Raw genomic sequence first — 16930 nt, forward strand, 5'->3', positions numbered from 1 at the left:
CCTGCATTTCCGGTTGTTATAATGGGCGCATGAAAAAATTAACTCTCCTCGGCGATATCACGCCGGCGCAATTCCTGCGCGACTACTGGCATAAAAAGCCCTTGTTGATCCGTCAAGCCGTGCCTGGCTTCAAGGCCCTGTTCGATATCAAGGCCCTGGCCGAGCTGGCCACCCTCGACCACGTCGAATCGCGCCTGGTCAGCCATGCGGATGGTCACTGGAACATGCAGCAAGGCCCGCTGACCAGCCTGCCCTCGCTGAAACAGAAGGAATGGACCTTGCTGGTGCAGGGCGCCAACCTGCACAGCGCCAAGGCCGACGCCCTGCTGCGCCAGTTCCGTTTCCTGCCGGACGCGCGCCTGGACGACCTGATGGTCAGCTTCGCCACCGATGGCGGCGGCGTGGGCCCGCATTTCGATTCCTACGACGTGTTCCTGCTGCAAGGCCAGGGCAAGCGCCACTGGCGCATCGGCGCGCAGAAGGATCTGAGCCTGATCGACGGCTTGCCGCTGAAAATCCTCAGCAACTTCACGCCCAACGAAGAATTCACGCTGGAACCGGGCGACATGCTGTACCTGCCGCCCCACTACGCGCACGACGGCGTGGCCATCGGCGACTGCCAGACGTATTCGATCGGCTTCCGCTCGCCCACGTTCCAGGAACTGGGCGAAGCTTTCCTGCAATTCATGGCCGACTCGATCGACTTGCCGGGCATCTACAGCGATCCCGACTTGAAAGCGTCGGGCAAGCCGGCGGAAATCCCCCGTGAAATGCTCAGCACCATCACGGAAGAAATCAACAAGGTACGCTTCACGGAAGAAGACGTGACCATTTTCCTGGGCGAACACCTGTCGGAACCGAAGCACAATGTGTTTTTCACGCCGCTGTCCAAGCCGCTGACGGTGGGCCGTTTCGCGGATGCCGCACAGAAAAAGGGTGTCGTGTTGTCGCGCAAGACGCTGATGCTGTATCGTGGCAAGAATGTCTTCATCAATGGCGAATCGTTTGCCATTGGCAAGGCCGATAAAACGGCCCTGGAAACCCTGGCCAACGAACGCGCGCTCGATGGCGCCGCCGTGGCCCAGGCTTCCGATGACGTGATGGATGCGTTATATACCTGGTATCAGGATGGCTGGATCGAACTGGCCTGAATGATCGTGGCGTAGCAAAGTGGTATTACAACAGGTAAAAAGACAACATCTGCGCTAGCACAATGAAACATATTATTTTTATATCGTTTTGTCGTGCTTTCGCAAAACACTTACACTTGCTTGCAATTTGCTTCGGCAAATATTGCGATATCACAAAATAGTTGCGAATTTGCCTCTTGCTCCTATTGCGACGCACCAAAAATCGCTATAATATTCGGTTAGGAAGTTTCCGTTGTCTGGCAGGCACCACCTGGTACGAAAAGCCTTCGAAGACGACCTAACGAGCGATAATTACCGGTAATTATTCATCGCAACAATATTGATTTATTTTTTGAAATAATTAAGGAAAACAAATGAAAAAATCCCTGCTGATCGCCTCCCTGATGGTTGTTGCTCTGGCTGCTTGCAGCAAAAAAGAAGAAGCTCCTGCACCAGCACCAGTAGTTGAAACCCCAGCAGCTGCACCAGCAGTTGAAGCTGCTCCAGCTGCTGCTGCTGACGCTGCTGCTTCGGCCGCTACCGACGCTGCTGCTGCTGCTTCGGCTGCCGCTTCGGCCGCTACCGACGCTGCTTCGGCTGCTTCGGCTGCTGCATCGGCTGCTAAGTAATTTAGCACCCTGCACTAGGAAAAGCCGGCCCTCGGGTCGGCTTTTTTGCGTCCGCAGTTTTATCCGCAGGATAAAACGCTGACTATCGGCAATAAAAAAGGCTGGCCCGGTTTCCCGGGCCAGCCTTTTTAATGCACGGCAGGTGCTGACACCCGCCGCAAATGTGGCGTTTATTTCAACTGATCGTTCAGCAGACCCAGGATCTTCTCGGCCACTGGCGAGGTATCGGGCTTGCCTTCGTTGCTGAGGACGCTGACCAGGCTGGTCGAGCCATTGCCGGCCTTGACCAGGACGCGGTAACGCTGCGCTTCCTTGTCCTTGTCGGACGACGAGCCCCAGCTGAACAGTTTCGAGAAGAAGCCATCTTTCTTGACCATATCCGGATCGACGTAACGCACGAAATACGTGCCTTGCGTGCGGTCGCGGTCTTCCACGGTAAAGCCGACACGGTCCAAGGCCAGGCCGACACGGCGCCAGGCGCGGTCGAAGCCTTCATCGACTTCGATGGCGCGCGCCGGCGTGGCGGCATCACCCACCAGCTTGGCGTGCAGCGGCTGCACGATGGCGGCGTCGACGGCCGTCTTCGCTTGCGCATCGTCGCTGGCCGCGCCCAGACGCGTCATCAGCTTGGCCAGGAATTGCGCTTCCAGGCCCGGATCGTTCGGACGCGCGGTCCAGGTAGTGGTTTCCTTGTCGCGGCCCGTGACGACCTCTTCCACGCCACGGTGGCTGATGTAGATCTCGGTCGAACCGTCGGCCAGGCGTTCCACGCGGGTGCGGAACTTGTCTTTCTCGCCCGTCGAATACATCGAATCGAAGGCCTTGCCGATGGTGTTGCGAATAAAGTCCTGCGGCAGCTTGGCGCGGTTTTCGTTCCACTCGGTTTCCATGATGCCAGCCGTCGGCTGGTCGATGGCGACGGTAAAGCCCGAATCTTCCCAGAATTGCTTGAGCTGCGGCCACAGCACTTCAGGCGACTGCTTGACGACCAGCCAGCGCTGGTTGCCCGCGCGCTCGACCTTCACGCCACCGGCCGTGACAGGCACGACGCCCACCACGCCGTCGGCGCCCACGATGACAGGCGCACCTGCCGTGGCGTTGCGCTGCGCGTTGTAGCCGGAAGCCGTGGCCACGCCGTTTTTCGCATCCGGCAGGGAGTAGCGGTTGTCCTGCTGCAATTGCGTCAGGTCAGGCGGCACGTCCAGGGTGCCGGCTTTCTTGACCGACTTGTAGTCGACCTTGTCGCCGCCGACTACCGAACTGATCATGCCACAGCCCGCGAGGCTGGCTGCGACGGCGCCGATGACGATGCCGCGGACGGCGATGGTGGCAGGCGCCGGTTTGGTTTTCTTGCAATTAGTCATGTCGTAACTGGATAAGAAGCTAAGTAGCAGCTGGAATCAGGGAAGGTCCGGACTGGTCAAGCCCGGGCTTGAAGTTCGGCTTAAGACAGGATGCCAGCATCGCGCAAGGCCTCGCGCACGGTGGCATGGCAATTTTCAGCCAGCGGCACCAGTGGCAAGCGTATGCCGGCTGGCATCATGCCCATTTCGGCCAGTGCCCATTTGACGGGCACCGGGTTGGGCTCGACAAACAATTTCTGGTGCAGGGGGAAAACTTTGTTATTGATGGCGATCGCCGTGGCGCGCTCGCCCGCCATGGCTGCGTCGCACAGTTCGTGCATGGCGCGCGGCGCCACGTTGGCCGTCACGGAGATGTTGCCGTGGCCGCCGCAGAACATCAGCGCCATGGCGCTCGGATCATCGCCCGAGTACACGGCGAAGTCGTCTGGCACGAGGCGCAGCAGGTCGATACCGCGGCCGATGTTACCGGTCGCATCTTTCACACCGACAATATTCGGGATGGCGGACAGGCGCACGATGGTTTCGTTGCTCATGTCGGCAACGGTGCGGCCAGGCACGTTGTACAGGATGACGGGGATGTCGACGGCTTCGGCGATGGCCTTGAAGTGCTGGTACATGCCTTCCTGGGTAGGACGGTTGTAGTACGGCACCACTTGCAAGACAGCATCGGCGCCCGCTTCTTTCGCATAGCGCGTCAGTTTGATGGCCTCGGCCGTGGAGTTGCCTCCGGCACCGGCGATGATAGGAATGCGTCCCTTGGCATGTTCGACGGTCAACTTGATCAGTTCGCAGTGTTCTTCCACGCTGACTGTTGCCGATTCGCCCGTCGTGCCAACGATGACGATGCTGTCCGTACCCTCGGCGATATGCCAGTCGATCAGCTTGCGCAGACCTGGAAAGTCCAGACTGCCGTCAGCGTGCATCGGGGTGACGATTGCTACAATGCTGCCCTTGATCATAGTAAGTTTATAGCGCCGATAAATAAAACAACGATTGTAGCGGATAGCCCGCGCCTGTGGTGCATTCTGACATAGTATGGCCGCTCAAAACGTCGGCAGCAAGGCCGCCAACCGTGGAAAATCCGGCCGGACGGCACAAATTCGTTGCACCAGAGCAGCTTTTGGCTGCTCCACGCGCCCATCCTCGTACGCTACCACACGCAAGCCGTGCTGCACCGCCCAGGTCAGCATTTCGCCTTCCTTCAGCAGGAATTTCGGATTCGACGGCTTGCCGAACTGCTCGTTACCCTCGGCAAACGTTTCATACAGCAGCACGCCATCGGGCGCCAGGCTGGCCACCATTGCTTCGAGCAAAGGCCGGTGCAGGTAATTGGTGACGACGATGCCGGCAAAGCGGCCGGGGGCGAAGGGCCATACGGCGCCCGGCGCCTCCAGGTCCACCAGCGAGGTGGTGATGCCCGTGCCGGCCGCCTTTTCCAGCATTTCCGGATCATGGTCGAGCGCGATCACGGGGTGGCCAAGGCTGACCAGGTGGCGCGCATGGCGGCCGGTGCCACAGGCCAGGTCCAGCACTTCGCCGCCCGGGATCAGGGGCGCCCAGCGGCGCAGCCAGCCCGAAATCGCTTCAGTTTCTATTGTTGGTTCAGTTACTTGCATCGATACTTCCATCAGTTAATTTTGCATTGCCAATGCCGTACAGCGGCGGCATCAACCCAGCAGCATTCGCAACGGCAGGGTCATCGCATACAGGATCGACGTCGCCTGCTGGAGTACCCCGCTCAATGCCAGACCCAGGTAGCCCTTATAGCTCAGAAAGATCAGCAAGGCGAATACGAAAGGCGTGTAACGGTCGATGCTGGCGTACTTCCGGGATAACGCATCGGGTAGCATGCCGGTGACGATACGTCCGCCATCGAGCGGCGGCACGGGAATCAGGTTAAAGACAAACATCACCACGTTGACGGAGACCCCGGCCAGGCTCACTGCGATCAGGTATTTGCTCATGGTAAACGCCGGCGCCATTGTGCTGAGCAGGATATAGGCCACCATCCAGCCGAAGGCCATGGCGAAGTTGGCGGCGGGGCCGGCAAACGCCACCCACGCCATCTGCTTCTTCGGATTGCGCAGGCGGCCAAAGTCGACGGGCACCGGTTTCGCATAGCCAAAAGGCACGCCGATGCTCCAATACAGGAACAGCGGCAACAGGACGGTCCCGAAAGGATCGATATGCCGGATGGGATTGAGACTCAGCCTGCCCTCGTTCGAGGCCGTGGGATCGCCGAAATAGCGGGCGGCGTAGCCGTGCGCCGCCTCATGCAGGGAAATGGCAAACAGCACCGGCACCAGGTACACCGCAACGGTCTGGACTATCGTATTGAAATCGCTCATGACCGCGATTCTACCAGAGCCGATCCAGGCCCTTTCTTACGTTGTCATTAAGAACAGATGAAGAGCGGCGCCGCAACAGCTGCGCGATACCTCTCTACAAGCCCAGCACGGCCGGGTCGCCGCGTCCCACGCGCACCACTTCCGGCTCCGCTCCCGTCAGGTCGATCACGGTGCTGGGGCCATGCGCGCACACGCCACCATCAATGATCAGGTCGACCAGCTTTTCCAGCCGTTCGCGGATGGTGTCGGCATCCGTCAGGCTGTCTTCGTCGCCAGGCAGGGTCAGGGTCGCACCCAGCAAAGGCTGGCCCAGTTCTTCCAGCAGGCTTTGCACGATGCGATGCTGCGGCACGCGCAGGCCGATAGTCTTGCGCGAAGGATGGCTGAGGCGGCGCGGCACTTCCTTGGTCGCCTCCAGGATGAAGGTATAGGCGCCCGGCGTGCCCGCCTTGAGCAGCCGGAACTGGCGGTTGTCCACGCGGGCATACAAGCCCAGTTCGCTCAAGTCGCGGCACAGCAGGGTCAGATGATGCTTTTCATCCACGCCACGGATGCGGCGCAGGCGCTCGACGGCGCCCTTGTCGTCGAGCTGGCACACCAGCGCGTAGCAGGAATCCGTGGGCAAGGCCACCACGCCGCCGGACTGGATGATCTGCGCCGCCTGTTTGATCAGGCGCAATTGCGGATTCTCGGGGTGAATCTGGAAAAATTGACTCATGGTCTACGTATTCTTAGTTATTGGCATTAGTTATCATTATTGCACGCCGCGCAGGGCGGCGATGCGTTGCTCGATCGGTGGATGGGTGGCGAACAGCGCGCCCCAGCCGCCATTGCCGCCGCTGATGCCCAGCGCCTGCATCGATTGGGGCAGTTCGCCCGGCGGCACGCCGCCCAGGCGGGCCAGCGCATGCATCATCGGTGTGGGGCTGCCCAGCAGCTTGGCCGAACCGGCATCGGCGCGAAATTCGCGCTGGCGCGAGAACCAGGCCACGATGATGGAAGCGAGCAAGCCGAAGATGACTTCGCACACCATCACGGTAACAAAGTAACCGATGCCCCGTCCGCCGCCTTCGCGGTTGTTATTTTTCAACAATACATTATCGACAAAGAAACCCACCACTCTGGCCATGAAGACGACAAAGGTATTCACCACGCCCTGGATCAGGGTGAGCGTCACCATGTCGCCATTGGCGACGTGGGCGATTTCATGGCCCAGCACGGCTTCGACTTCATCGCGGTTCATGCTTTGCAGCAAGCCCGTGGAGACGGCCACCAGCGCCGAATTCTTGAAGGCGCCCGTGGCAAACGCATTCGCGTCGCCTTCGTACACGGCCACCTCCGGCATGCCGATGCCGGCCCGCTCGGACAGTGCGCGCACGGTATTGACCAGCCACAATTCGGTCGACGAGGTGGGGTTATCGATGACGCGCGCGCCCGTGCTCCACTTGGCCATCGGTTTGCTGATCAGCAGCGAAAAGATCGACCCTGTAAAACCCACCACCAGCGAAAACACCAGCAGGCTGCCCAGGTTGAGGGTGCTGCCGCGCGCCGGATTGCCCACGCCCAACAAGCTGAGGACGAGCGACAGCACCAGCATCACGGCCAGGTTGGTTGCAATAAAAAGGACGATACGTTTCATGGGCGATGGCTCCGGAAAACAATAATAACTAAAAGATAAGTATGCGGTCGCGACTTTTCAAGCCCGCGCGGCAGGCGCAGGCCGGCCGTGCCCTAGAACCAGTCGTGCCAGATGGGCGTGACGTTGGTGGGCAGCGGCGGCAGCATGGCAAAATCCACGCGCGACTCGCCCGGCGCATGGAAATCCGTGCCGCGCGAGGCGAGGAAGCCGTAGGCATTGGCCAGCTGCGCGTATTCCGGATACTGGTCCGGACTGTGGCTGCCCGTGACGACTTCGATGGCCACGCCACCGAGTTGCTTGAACTCATCGAACAACACGCCTTGCGCCATGTCGCTGAAGCGGTAGCGGCCCGGATGGGCGATGACGGCCACGCCGCCCGCGCCGCGTATCCAGCCCACGGCCTCGGCCAGGGTGGCCCAGCGGTGCTCGACGTAGCCCGGCTTGCCTTCCGACAGGTATTTCTTGAACACGTCGGGGATGTTCGCGCATTTCCCCGTTTCCACGATGTAGCGGGCAAAGTGCGTGCGCGACATCAGATCCGGGTTGCCGACGAATTTCAAGGCCCCTTCATAAGCGTCGGGGATGCCGGCCAGGTCCAGCTGGCGGGCGATTTCGCGGCCGCGCGCATCGCGTCCCGAGCGCGTCTGGTGCAGGCCCTGTACCAGACCCGGATTGTTTTCATCGACTTGCAAGCCCACGATGTGCACGGTCTGGCCGGCCCAGGTGATGGAAATTTCCACGCCGGCCACGAAGCGCATGCCCAGGTCCAGCGCGGCCGCGCGCGCGGCGGCGACGCCGGACACTTCATCGTGGTCCGTCAGCGCCCATACATCGACGCCCGCCTTGCGTGCGTGCGCGGCCACGGCGGCGGGAGACAGCACGCCGTCGGAGATATTCGAATGACAATGCAGGTCGACTTTAAGCATGTGAAAACAATACCCTGCACGGGCTCAGCATGGAAGAAGTTTTCATTGTACGCTGCTTGCCCGATAAGGAAGTCGCGTTAGCGACACAGTGGTGCCAGCGCATTATTGCGCCAGGAAAGTTTCCACCAGGCGCGCCAGCTCCGCCGGCTGGTCATGGTGCAGCATGTGGCCCGCGTCCGCCAACATCTCGCAGCGCACATCCTTGATGCAGGCCAAACGCCGGTCGATTTCAATGCGCGCCTCTTCCTTTGGCCCCATCCATTGCCACATATTCGTCTCAATAGCTTCCACCCACAGCACGGGCGCCGTGATGCGACGCCAGCACGCCATCACTTCTTCCACCTGGTACAGGATGGGATTGACCCGCTTGTGCTGCGGGTCGCCCAGGATGTCCCACTCGCCCGCCTCGTTCTGCGCCGACCAGTGCTCGGCCAGGAAGGCGGCGCGCGCGTCCGGCAGGCGCGGATTGGTCTTTTGCAGGCGCTCGGCCACGGCCTGTTGGCTCGGATAGCTGCGCATGGCGGGCGGTTCGCGCAACTCGTCCAGCCACTTGACGTAGCGGCCCGGCGCCTGCTCCGGCTTGGTTGCCATCATGCCGAAGCCTTCCAGGTTGATGAAGCGGCTGATGCGCTCGGGCCGTACGCCCGCGTACAGGCCGGCCACGTTGGCGCCCATGCTGTGACCGAGCAGGTTGACGGGCGCATCCGGCGAATAGTGCAGCAGCATGGCGTCCAGGTCGGCCAGGTAGTCGGGGAACCAGTAAGTGTCCGATTGCGTGTAATCGCTCAGGCCAAAGCCGCGCCAGTCGGGCGCGATCACATGCCAGTCGCCCTGCAACTCGTCGACGACGAACTGGAACGAGGCGGCCACGTCCATCCAGCCGTGCACCATGAACAGGATGGGCGCGCCTTCGCGGCCCCAGTGGCGCACATGCGTGCGGGCGCCGCGGATGTTGATGAATTCGGAACGGGAAAGTTTCATGGGTTTCATCTGATTGCCTGCCTTGAAAGTGGCGCGGATGGCGCCACATGCTGTGTCTGTAGATAGGGCGCACATAAAAGTACGACCGTTCGATTATTATACCGGATTAGCGCCGGGCGCCAGGACTTGTCCTGCAACAGCGTAAAATAGCGTACACAACACAGTAAAACTTCAGCGTCCGGCCCAGCCCGGCGCTTCCACCACCGCCACAGGCTAACGATGACACTCTACCAATTGGGCGCCGATGCGCCGCAGATTGACGCTTCCGCTTTTGTTGCCGACACGGCCAATGTGATCGGCAAGGTGACGCTGGAAGCGAACACGTCCGTATGGTTCGGCGCCACGCTTCGCGGCGACAATGAACGCATCACCGTGGGCGCCAACAGCAATGTGCAGGAAGGCGCCGTACTGCACACGGACCCGGGCTACCCGCTGGACATCGGCCAGAACGTGACCATTGGCCACCAGGCGATGTTGCATGGATGCACGATTGGCGATGGCGCCCTGATCGGCATCCAGGCCGTGATCCTGAACGGCGCGAAGATCGGCAAAGGGTGCCTGGTCGGCGCGGGCGCCCTGGTCACGGAAGGCAAGGAATTTCCCGACAATATGCTGATCATCGGCTCGCCGGCAAAAGCCGTGCGGCCCCTGACGGCAGACGATATCACCAGGCTACAAGGCAACGCCGTGAACTATGTGCAACGCGGCCAGCTATTTAATACGCAACTCAAGAAGATTGGATAAGAGAATGACGACTGAAACCACAGGCGCGGTCAGCGCAGCCGTTAGCGGCCAGGATACCCTGCAAAAATTTATTTTCGACAACGCCGCCGTGCGCGGCCAGTTCATCGACGTTTCCCACACCTGGCAAGAAGTGGTATCGCGCCACGCCTATCCGACGGCCGTGAAAAAAGTACTGGGCGAAATGGTGGCCGCCGCCGCCCTGCTGTCGGCCAACCTGAAATTCAACGGCTCCATCATCATGCAAATCCACGGTGACGGTCCCGTGCGCCTGATGGTCGTCGAGTGCGATTCCGACCTGCGCCTGCGCGCCACGGCCAAGCTGGACCCGGACGCCACCATTCCCGACGTGGCCACCGTACCGCAATTGCTCAACGCCACGGGCAAGGGCCGCTTCATCATCACCCTGGACCCGGCCGACAAGGTGCCGGGCCAGCAACCGTACCAGGGCATCGTGCCGCTGGACGGCGACGACATGGCGACCGTGATCGAAAACTACATGTTGCGCTCGGAACAGCTCGATACGCGTCTGTGGCTGGCCACGGACGACAGCGTCTCGCGCGGCCTGCTGCTGCAAAAGCTGCCCCACCATGGCGGCAAGGCCGAAGCGACGCCTGTCTCGGAAGAAGTTGCGCTGGACACATGGCACCGCGCCGTGATGCTGGCGTCGACCCTGAAAGAGGAAGAAATCCTCGCCACCGACATCGAGACCCTGATGCAGCGCTTGTTCTGGGAAGAAACCATCCGCGTCTTCGAGCCGCTGCACCCAAGCTTCCATTGCAGCTGCACGCGTGAAAAAGTCGGCAATATGCTCAAGATGCTGGGCGAGGAAGAAGTCAACGGCACCCTCGACGAAGTGGGGCAAGTGGGCGTGAATTGCGATTTCTGCGGCCAGCACTATACCTTCGACAAGGTCGATTGCGCGCAGCTGTTCATCACGGATGCGCCCGCCGAAGTACTGATTCCGCCAGCCGCCAGCATTAACTAATTGTAATATTCCCCGCGCCGCCCCTCAGGCGGCGCAATTGTTTCCACTGTCATCGTTCCGTCATCAGTCCGTCATCAGCCCGTCACGCGCCGCCGTTACGCTGCGCAGCTTGTATTACCCACACTACTTTCCACAGGCTGATGATGACCACCCACTTGACGCTGGCCCTGCGCCGCCATTCCTTCCATGTTTTGCTGGGCGCTTGCGCCGCAGGCCTCTCCCTGCCGGCCCTGGCGCAAACAGCCGTCGCCATCGCCGTGGCGTCCGCCACCACCGAGATGGCAGCGCCCGTTGATGACAACGCACCGATGGCCACCGTGGAGATTTCCTCGCGCAAGACGCGTTCTTCGGTCGCCCTGAGCAAGAATGAAATCCAGAAAATCCTGCCCGGCACGAATCCCCTGAAAGCCTTGCAAACCTTGCCTGGCGTCAGCTTCCAGACGGCCGATCCATGGGGCAACAACGAACAAAACCTGTCGCTGTTCGTGCATGGCTTTTCCGGCCAGCAACTCGGCTACACCATGGATGGCGTGCCGCTCGGTGACCAGCAGTACGGCAACTACAACGGCCTGTCGCCGCAGCGCGCCGTGATCAGCGAAAACGTGCGCAGCGTCGTGCTGTCCTCGGGCGCGGGCGACCTGGCGACGGCCTCGACCAGCAACCTGGGCGGCACCATCGAAACCTATTCCAGCGACCCGCTGGCCACGCAAGGCGCCAGCGTGCAGCAGACCGTGGGCAGCCACCGCACCTCGCGCACGTTCGCCCGCTACGACACGGGCGCCTTCGGCGACGGCAGCAGCGCCTACTTTTCCATCCTGCATCACGAAGCGCGCGCCTGGGACTTCGATGCGCGCCAGGGCGGCGACCAGTTCAACGCCAAATACGTCAACCGCAGCGAGGCGGGCAAGCTGACCCTGTTCTTCAATTACTCGGACAAGATCGAACCGAACGAAGACAGCACCGTGCACGTGGCCGGGGAGACGAGCGCGCCGTACACGCGCCCCTTCCTGTACCCGGACTTCAAGGCGGCCCTCAATTACCTGTCGCCGACGGGCGCCACGCCAGCCGCCGACGGCAACAATTACCGCAATTACTACAGCGATGCGCAGCGCACCGATTACCTGGCCTACGCCAAGTTCGACGCCAACTTGTCCGAAGGCATGACGTGGGCTAACCAGGTGTATTACCACAAGGATGACGGCGCGGGCGTGGTAGCCGGCCCCATCGGCGTGGCCGGCTTGCCTGGCCTGTTCAGCGTGTACTACCCGAAACAGAACCTGAAACAGGTGTTCGGCAACTCGGGCTACGCCGTGCGCACGACGGAATACGACATCAAGCGCGGTGGATTCCTTTCCACGCTGCGCAAGGAAATCGGCAATCACCAGCTGGAAGCGGGCCTGTGGCTGGAACAGAACCGCTCGTCCGCCTACCGCCGCTGGTATGCGCTGGACGTCAACAACCCGACCTCGCCGTATGATCGCCCCAGCAATCCCTTGATCACGCAGTACGGCAGCGAGATCGACAACAAGGTGGTGCAGCTGCACTTGCAGGATGAATGGCGCATCCGCCCCGATATCGCCCTGCAGGCGGGCTTCAAGTCCAGCCTGCAATTCGCCGATGGCCAATTCCCCGTGCAACCGGCCAAGGGCGCCATTTCCGGCGGCTCGACGGCCTTGCCGGTCGGCACCATCAACACGAAAAAATGGTTCCTGCCGCAAGTGGGCGCGCGCTGGGACTTCACGCCGCAAGACCAGCTGTACTTCAATATCCAGAAAAACATGCGCCAGTTCGTCACCTACGGCGGCGGCGGCGCCTCGCCATGGAGCTTGTCGAGCCAGGCCGCCTTCGACCTGTTCAAGCGCGACGCCAAGCCGGAAACGGCCCTCACCTATGAAGTGGGCGTGCGCGGCAGCCATCCATTGCGCTTGGGCGCCATCACGGCCATCGATGGCCAGGTCAATGTGTACCACGTCGATTTCAGCAACCGTTTGCTGCAGATCAGCCCGACGCCCGTGATTTCCTCCATCATCGGTGGCAATCCCGTGCTGGCCAACGTGGGCAGCGTGCGCACGGACGGCATCGACATCGCCGGCACTGTACACTTCGGCAACAATTTCTCGTTCTACAATGCCCTCTCGTACAACCGCTCGCAGTACGCGGACAATTACAACAATGGCGCCGCGCTGGTGCTGACGGCGGGCAAGAACGTGCCCGGCTCGCCGGAATGGCTGAACAAGTTCGTGGCCTCGGCTACGTTGGGCGATATCGAAGTGCAGCTGACGGGAGACTATGTGGGCAAGCGCTACGCGACGTACACCAACGATTTATCGGTCCCCAGCTATTTCCTGATGGGCCTGGGCGTGTCGGGCAAGCTGCCGGCCATGGCCAGCTGGCTGAAAAACCCGCGCTGGCGCTTGAACGTCAGCAACCTGGCCAACCGCGAAGGTTCGCTGAACGTGGTGGTGGGCGCGGCCGACAAGACGTATAACACCTTCCCGATCGCCCCGCGCCAGGGCTTTTTGACCCTGACGGCGGACTTCTGATGCGCGAGCCTATCCTCCCGCAACGGCACTTTTCACGCCGCAACTTCGTCCAGGCGGCCGTGGGCGGCCTGGCGCTGGCCGCCGCGCCCGGCTTTGCCGCCGGCCTGCTGGCCCCGCCTCCCGCCCGTCCGCTGGTGTTCGCCCACCGGGGTGCCAGCGCCCTGCGCCCCGAGCATACGCTGGCGTCGTACGCCAAGGCCATCCTCGACGGCGCCGACTACGTGGAGCCCGACCTGGTCGCCACGCGCGACGGCATCCTGGTGGCGCGCCATGAAAGCAACCTGATCGACACCACCGACGTGGCGCGGCGGCCTGAATTTGCCAGCCGGCGCGGCAAGAAACTGGTCGACGGCGAATGGCACGAAGGCTGGTTCGTCGACGACTTCACCCTGGCGGAATTGAAAACCCTGCGCGCCATCGAACGGCTGCCGAAAGTACGCACCGGCAACACCTTGTACGATGGCCAATTCCAGATCCCCACGTGGGAAGAAATCATCGATTTTGTTGCAGCGCAATCTGCCGCCAGCGGACGCATCATCGGCCTCGTGCCGGAGCTGAAAAGTTCCACCTACTTCGGCGATGCGGGCCTGGCGCTGGAAGACCGTTTCCTGTCGACCATGCTGGCGCACGAATACACGCGCCGCGCGCCGATCGAAATCCAGTCCTTCGAAGTGGCCAATTTGAAGTACCTGCGCGAGAAGCTGGGACGGCGCGCCAACGTGCGCCTGATGCAACTGGTGGTGGGCGGCGATATTCGCCCGATGGACGTGGCCAAGGCGGGCGGCAAGCTGACCTTCGGGCAGATGATCACGCCGGCGGGCTTGCGCGACATCGCCGCCTACGCGGACGTGGTGGCGCCGCCCACGCGAGGCGTCATCCCGTTAGGCGCCGACCAGCGCCTGGCCAAGCCCACCGCCATCGTCGATGATGCGCACCAGGCAGGCTTGCTGTTGCACACGTGGACCTTCCGCCCGGAAAACCGTTTCTTGGCGGCCGACTTCCGCGATGGCAATGGAGAGAACGCGCGCAACGAAGCGGGATCCGTGGCGGAAATGCGGCGTTATATCGCAACGGGACTGGACGGCTTTTTCAGCGACGATCCGGGCCTGGGACGCATCGCCGCCGGATAAACATTTCGTAACAATTTTAATTTCAGGGCGTGGCCGGCAGCTACGCCCTTATTATGCGTTTCTTGAATTTCTGAAATTGGAATTTGAAATTGGACGCATATCGCAAACTCCATTATTGTGCAATGCAACAACAGACCATTCATGGAGGGCATATGTCCACTTTTACCAACACCTACAGCAACGACAACGACAACGACAACTACTTCAGCAACCTGGGCCGCGCCACGCGCGCCTTCCTGGGCGCCCTGCTCGCTACCAAGCCGTACAGCGAACTGGCACAGAAGGAAGTCATCGCCACGAACACCAGCAGCGCCGAAGAACAGCGCTATGTGCGCCCAAGCAAGCGCGACATCGCCCTGCTGAACTCGGAAGCGGCCCGTTATGAAAACCTGATGCCGAATCTGGCCTCGGAACTGCGTTTCCTGGCGTCGCGCGGATAAAAAACGCCCAGGGCGGCGTTGCCTGCGCCTCGCCGTACGTTCGTACTGTCTTCGGCTGGTCGCCTGGCCCTGAACGTTTTTTAAGCTAACTAAATTAGAAGGATTTTTATATGATGATTCTCGAAACCGCACTGATCGCCGTCGCCGTCGTCGTTACCGGCATCCATTTCTATCTGATCTCGACCGGCAAAGCCCGTTTCTGATCAGCAAGCAGCAAGGTAGTAGCAGTCATAAAGTGATAGGTCAGCCTGGCAATCGGTCCAGGCTGGCAAGCGGGAAGTAGTTAGTACTCAGTGTGGCGCAGCAGCGTCCACCGGTGTCTCCAGCAGTGGCGGGGTCTGGCCCTTGCGCACGATCTGCACGAAAATCTCATTCTGTTTGACCATGCCCAGCTCATAGCGGGCACGCTCTTCGACGGCGCCCGTCCCATCTTTCAGGTCGCGCACTTCGGATTCGAGCTTGGCGTTGCGCGCCTTCAATTCCATATTCTTCTTGTTGGCCAGCGCCACTTGGGCTTCCATGTCGGCAACACGCAGCCAGCCGCCTTTACCCAGCCAGAGGGGAAATTGGATCAGCAGCAGCAGGGCTGCCAGGGCGAGCGTAATCAGGCGCATGGGGCATTCAGTTAACAAACCGGCCGGATATCTCCGGCCGGCCAGTGGGTTTTACATCAGCTTACTTCAGATTATAGAACGCATCACGGCCAGGGTAGCTGGCGATGTCGCCCAGGTCTTCCTCGATACGCAGCAACTGGTTGTACTTGGCCATGCGGTCCGAACGCGACATCGAGCCGGTTTTGATCTGCAGGGCGTTGGTGGCAACGGCGATATCGGCGATGGTCGAGTCTTCCGTTTCGCCCGAGCGGTGCGAAATGACGGCCGTGTAACCGGCGCGCTTGGCCATTTCGATGGCGGCGAAGGTTTCCGTCAGGGTGCCGATCTGGTTGATCTTGATCAGGATCGAATTGGCGATGCCCTTCTGGATGCCTTCTTTCAGGATCTTGGTGTTGGTGACATACAGGTCGTCGCCGACCAGTTGCACTTTCTTGCCCAGTTCTGCCGTCAGGATCGCCCAGCCGTCCCAGTCGCCTTCGTGCATCGCGTCTTCGATCGAGATGATCGGGTACTTGTCGCACCAGGTCGCCAGCAGGTTGGTGAACTCGGTAGCGGTCAGGCTCAGGCCTTCGCCTGCCATTTCGTACTTGCCGTTCTTGTAGAACTCGGACGCGGCGCAATCGAGGCCGATGGCGATCTGCGTGCCTGGCTCGTAGCCCGCTTCTTCGATGGCCTGGATGATCAGCTTGATGGCTTCTTCATGGTTGGCCAAGGATGGCGCGAAACCGCCTTCGTCGCCCACGTTGGTGTTCAGGCCCTTCTTGTGCAGGATCTTTTTCAGCGTGTGGAACACTTCCGCGCCGTAGCGGACGGCTTCCTTGAACGACGGGGCGCCCACGGGAATGATCATGAATTCCTGGATGTCCAGGTTGTTGTCGGCGTGCGCGCCGCCGTTGATGACGTTCATCATCGGCACTGGCATCTGCATGGCGCCCGAACCGCCGAAATAGCGGTACAGCGGCAAGCCCGCTTCTTCGGCGGCAGCCTTGGCGACGGCCATGGAAACGGCCAGGATGGCGTTGGCGCCCAGGCGCGATTTGTTTTCCGTGCCGTCCAGGTCGATCAGGGTACGGTCCAGGAACGCCTGTTCATTGGCGTCCAGACCCATGATGGCTTCGGAGATTTCGGTGTTGATGTTTTCGCATGCTTGCAGCACGCCCTTGCCGAAGTAGCGCTTGGCATCGCCATCGCGCAATTCCACGGCTTCGCGCGAACCGGTCGAGGCACCCGACGGTACGGCCGCACGGCCCATCACGCCCGATTCCAGCAACACATCGCATTCGACGGTCGGGTTACCGCGCGAGTCCAGGATTTCGCGACCGATAATATCAACAATAGCACTCATGTCATTCTCCAAAGTTAAGCGTAACAGGGGCTGCACACTGCGTTCTGATGCGCAATTGCACAAAGGGGGCAAAGAAACTCCCGGCGGTAACCATCTGGCCGGGAGCTGTCTT

Annotated in this window: 17 protein-coding genes; 7 read left to right on the top strand and 10 right to left on the bottom strand. The window is 60.9% G+C overall.

The features are described from left to right. The first annotated feature begins 29 nt into the window (after window positions 1–29). Both O0882_RS02800 and O0882_RS02805 read left to right on the top strand, forming a co-directional pair. Window positions 30–1151 carry a cupin domain-containing protein gene (locus tag O0882_RS02800; RefSeq protein ID WP_289945185.1) on the top strand — a complete coding sequence of 374 codons (1122 nt, stop codon included), beginning with the start codon at window positions 30–32 and terminating at the stop codon, window positions 1149–1151. A gap of 353 nt (window positions 1152–1504) precedes the next feature. After that, a complete protein-coding gene (locus tag O0882_RS02805; RefSeq protein WP_100874029.1) occupies window positions 1505–1759 on the top strand; it encodes a hypothetical protein in 255 nt (84 codons plus the stop codon). Window positions 1760–1929: 170 nt separating this feature from the next. Here O0882_RS02805 and bamC read toward each other — a convergent pair whose 3' ends face one another. The 8 genes from bamC to O0882_RS02845 all read right to left on the bottom strand — a co-directional run bounded on the left by bamC (window position 1930) and on the right by O0882_RS02845 (window position 9017). Further along, a complete protein-coding gene (bamC, locus tag O0882_RS02810; protein WP_289945192.1) occupies window positions 1930–3123 on the bottom strand; it encodes an outer membrane protein assembly factor BamC in 1194 nt (397 codons plus the stop codon). Window positions 3124–3203: 80 nt separating this feature from the next. Beyond that, window positions 3204–4082 (bottom strand): 4-hydroxy-tetrahydrodipicolinate synthase, encoded by an 879-nt coding sequence (gene dapA, locus O0882_RS02815; RefSeq protein WP_289945193.1) that lies wholly within the window; start codon window positions 4080–4082, stop codon window positions 3204–3206. Between the two features lie 84 nt (window positions 4083–4166). Continuing rightward, window positions 4167–4739, bottom strand: a complete 573-nt coding sequence (locus tag O0882_RS02820) for a class I SAM-dependent methyltransferase (protein ID WP_289945195.1) — start codon at window positions 4737–4739, stop codon at window positions 4167–4169. A gap of 51 nt (window positions 4740–4790) precedes the next feature. After that, window positions 4791–5471 (bottom strand): site-2 protease family protein, encoded by a 681-nt coding sequence (locus tag O0882_RS02825; protein WP_289945196.1) that lies wholly within the window; start codon window positions 5469–5471, stop codon window positions 4791–4793. A gap of 94 nt (window positions 5472–5565) precedes the next feature. Beyond that, window positions 5566–6189, bottom strand: a complete 624-nt coding sequence (locus tag O0882_RS02830; RefSeq protein WP_096237305.1) for an L-threonylcarbamoyladenylate synthase — start codon at window positions 6187–6189, stop codon at window positions 5566–5568. A 36-nt stretch (window positions 6190–6225) separates the two neighbouring features. After that, a complete protein-coding gene (htpX, locus tag O0882_RS02835) occupies window positions 6226–7110 on the bottom strand; it encodes a protease HtpX (protein WP_070303511.1) in 885 nt (294 codons plus the stop codon). A 92-nt stretch (window positions 7111–7202) separates the two neighbouring features. Next, window positions 7203–8036 (bottom strand): 3',5'-nucleoside bisphosphate phosphatase, encoded by an 834-nt coding sequence (locus O0882_RS02840; RefSeq protein ID WP_289945200.1) that lies wholly within the window; start codon window positions 8034–8036, stop codon window positions 7203–7205. A gap of 102 nt (window positions 8037–8138) precedes the next feature. Next, window positions 8139–9017 (bottom strand): alpha/beta hydrolase, encoded by an 879-nt coding sequence (locus tag O0882_RS02845; protein WP_289945202.1) that lies wholly within the window; start codon window positions 9015–9017, stop codon window positions 8139–8141. 219 nt (window positions 9018–9236) lie between these two features. Between O0882_RS02845 and O0882_RS02850 the strand changes: the two genes are divergently transcribed. The 5 genes from O0882_RS02850 (at window position 9237) to O0882_RS02870 (ending at window position 14859) form a co-directional block, all read left to right on the top strand. Then, complete coding sequence (locus O0882_RS02850; protein ID WP_289945203.1) at window positions 9237–9761, top strand: gamma carbonic anhydrase family protein; 525 nt, start codon at window positions 9237–9239, stop codon at window positions 9759–9761. 4 nt (window positions 9762–9765) lie between these two features. Continuing rightward, window positions 9766–10746 carry an Hsp33 family molecular chaperone HslO gene (gene hslO / locus O0882_RS02855; protein ID WP_141170363.1) on the top strand — a complete coding sequence of 327 codons (981 nt, stop codon included), beginning with the start codon at window positions 9766–9768 and terminating at the stop codon, window positions 10744–10746. 140 nt (window positions 10747–10886) lie between these two features. Next, window positions 10887–13289, top strand: a complete 2403-nt coding sequence (locus O0882_RS02860; protein ID WP_289945205.1) for a TonB-dependent receptor — start codon at window positions 10887–10889, stop codon at window positions 13287–13289. After that, complete coding sequence (locus O0882_RS02865) at window positions 13289–14419, top strand: glycerophosphodiester phosphodiesterase (protein WP_289945206.1); 1131 nt, start codon at window positions 13289–13291, stop codon at window positions 14417–14419. Before O0882_RS02860 ends, O0882_RS02865 begins: the two co-directional genes overlap by 1 nt. 152 nt (window positions 14420–14571) lie before the next feature. Further along, window positions 14572–14859: a hypothetical protein gene (locus O0882_RS02870; RefSeq protein ID WP_289945207.1), complete on the top strand. Its 288-nt coding sequence runs from the start codon at window positions 14572–14574 to the stop codon at window positions 14857–14859. Between the two features lie 290 nt (window positions 14860–15149). On the opposite strand, the gene ftsB is transcribed toward O0882_RS02870, so the two are convergent. Both ftsB and eno read right to left on the bottom strand, forming a co-directional pair. Next, window positions 15150–15473, bottom strand: coding sequence for a cell division protein FtsB (ftsB, locus tag O0882_RS02875; RefSeq protein ID WP_141170366.1), 324 nt, complete (start codon window positions 15471–15473; stop codon window positions 15150–15152). Between the two features lie 61 nt (window positions 15474–15534). After that, window positions 15535–16818 carry a phosphopyruvate hydratase gene (gene eno / locus O0882_RS02880; protein ID WP_096237317.1) on the bottom strand — a complete coding sequence of 428 codons (1284 nt, stop codon included), beginning with the start codon at window positions 16816–16818 and terminating at the stop codon, window positions 15535–15537. Window positions 16819–16930 lie beyond the last annotated feature (112 nt).

The sequence above is a fragment of the Janthinobacterium sp. SUN073 genome (assembly GCF_030397665.1).
Taxonomy (GTDB): Bacteria; Pseudomonadota; Gammaproteobacteria; order Burkholderiales; family Burkholderiaceae_D; genus Janthinobacterium.

Excerpts from the sequence above, each read along its gene's own strand:
- O0882_RS02820 (WP_289945195.1), bottom strand. The coding sequence starts at position 4,739 with ATGCAAGTAACTGAACCAACAATAGAAACTGAAGCGATTTCGGGCTGG.
- O0882_RS02830 (WP_096237305.1), bottom strand. The coding sequence starts at position 6,189 with ATGAGTCAATTTTTCCAGATTCACCCCGAGAATCCGCAATTGCGCCTG.
- htpX (WP_070303511.1), bottom strand. The coding sequence starts at position 7,110 with ATGAAACGTATCGTCCTTTTTATTGCAACCAACCTGGCCGTGATGCTG.
- O0882_RS02860 (WP_289945205.1), top strand. The coding sequence starts at position 10,887 with ATGATGACCACCCACTTGACGCTGGCCCTGCGCCGCCATTCCTTCCAT.
- eno (WP_096237317.1), bottom strand. The coding sequence starts at position 16,818 with ATGAGTGCTATTGTTGATATTATCGGTCGCGAAATCCTGGACTCGCGC.
- hslO (WP_141170363.1), top strand. The coding sequence starts at position 9,766 with ATGACGACTGAAACCACAGGCGCGGTCAGCGCAGCCGTTAGCGGCCAG.
- O0882_RS02840 (WP_289945200.1), bottom strand. The coding sequence starts at position 8,036 with ATGCTTAAAGTCGACCTGCATTGTCATTCGAATATCTCCGACGGCGTG.
- O0882_RS02865 (WP_289945206.1), top strand. The coding sequence starts at position 13,289 with ATGCGCGAGCCTATCCTCCCGCAACGGCACTTTTCACGCCGCAACTTC.
- O0882_RS02800 (WP_289945185.1), top strand. The coding sequence starts at position 30 with ATGAAAAAATTAACTCTCCTCGGCGATATCACGCCGGCGCAATTCCTG.
- O0882_RS02850 (WP_289945203.1), top strand. The coding sequence starts at position 9,237 with ATGACACTCTACCAATTGGGCGCCGATGCGCCGCAGATTGACGCTTCC.
- dapA (WP_289945193.1), bottom strand. The coding sequence starts at position 4,082 with ATGATCAAGGGCAGCATTGTAGCAATCGTCACCCCGATGCACGCTGAC.
- ftsB (WP_141170366.1), bottom strand. The coding sequence starts at position 15,473 with ATGCGCCTGATTACGCTCGCCCTGGCAGCCCTGCTGCTGCTGATCCAA.
- bamC (WP_289945192.1), bottom strand. The coding sequence starts at position 3,123 with ATGACTAATTGCAAGAAAACCAAACCGGCGCCTGCCACCATCGCCGTC.
- O0882_RS02805 (WP_100874029.1), top strand. The coding sequence starts at position 1,505 with ATGAAAAAATCCCTGCTGATCGCCTCCCTGATGGTTGTTGCTCTGGCT.
- O0882_RS02870 (WP_289945207.1), top strand. The coding sequence starts at position 14,572 with ATGTCCACTTTTACCAACACCTACAGCAACGACAACGACAACGACAAC.
- O0882_RS02845 (WP_289945202.1), bottom strand. The coding sequence starts at position 9,017 with ATGAAACTTTCCCGTTCCGAATTCATCAACATCCGCGGCGCCCGCACG.
- O0882_RS02825 (WP_289945196.1), bottom strand. The coding sequence starts at position 5,471 with ATGAGCGATTTCAATACGATAGTCCAGACCGTTGCGGTGTACCTGGTG.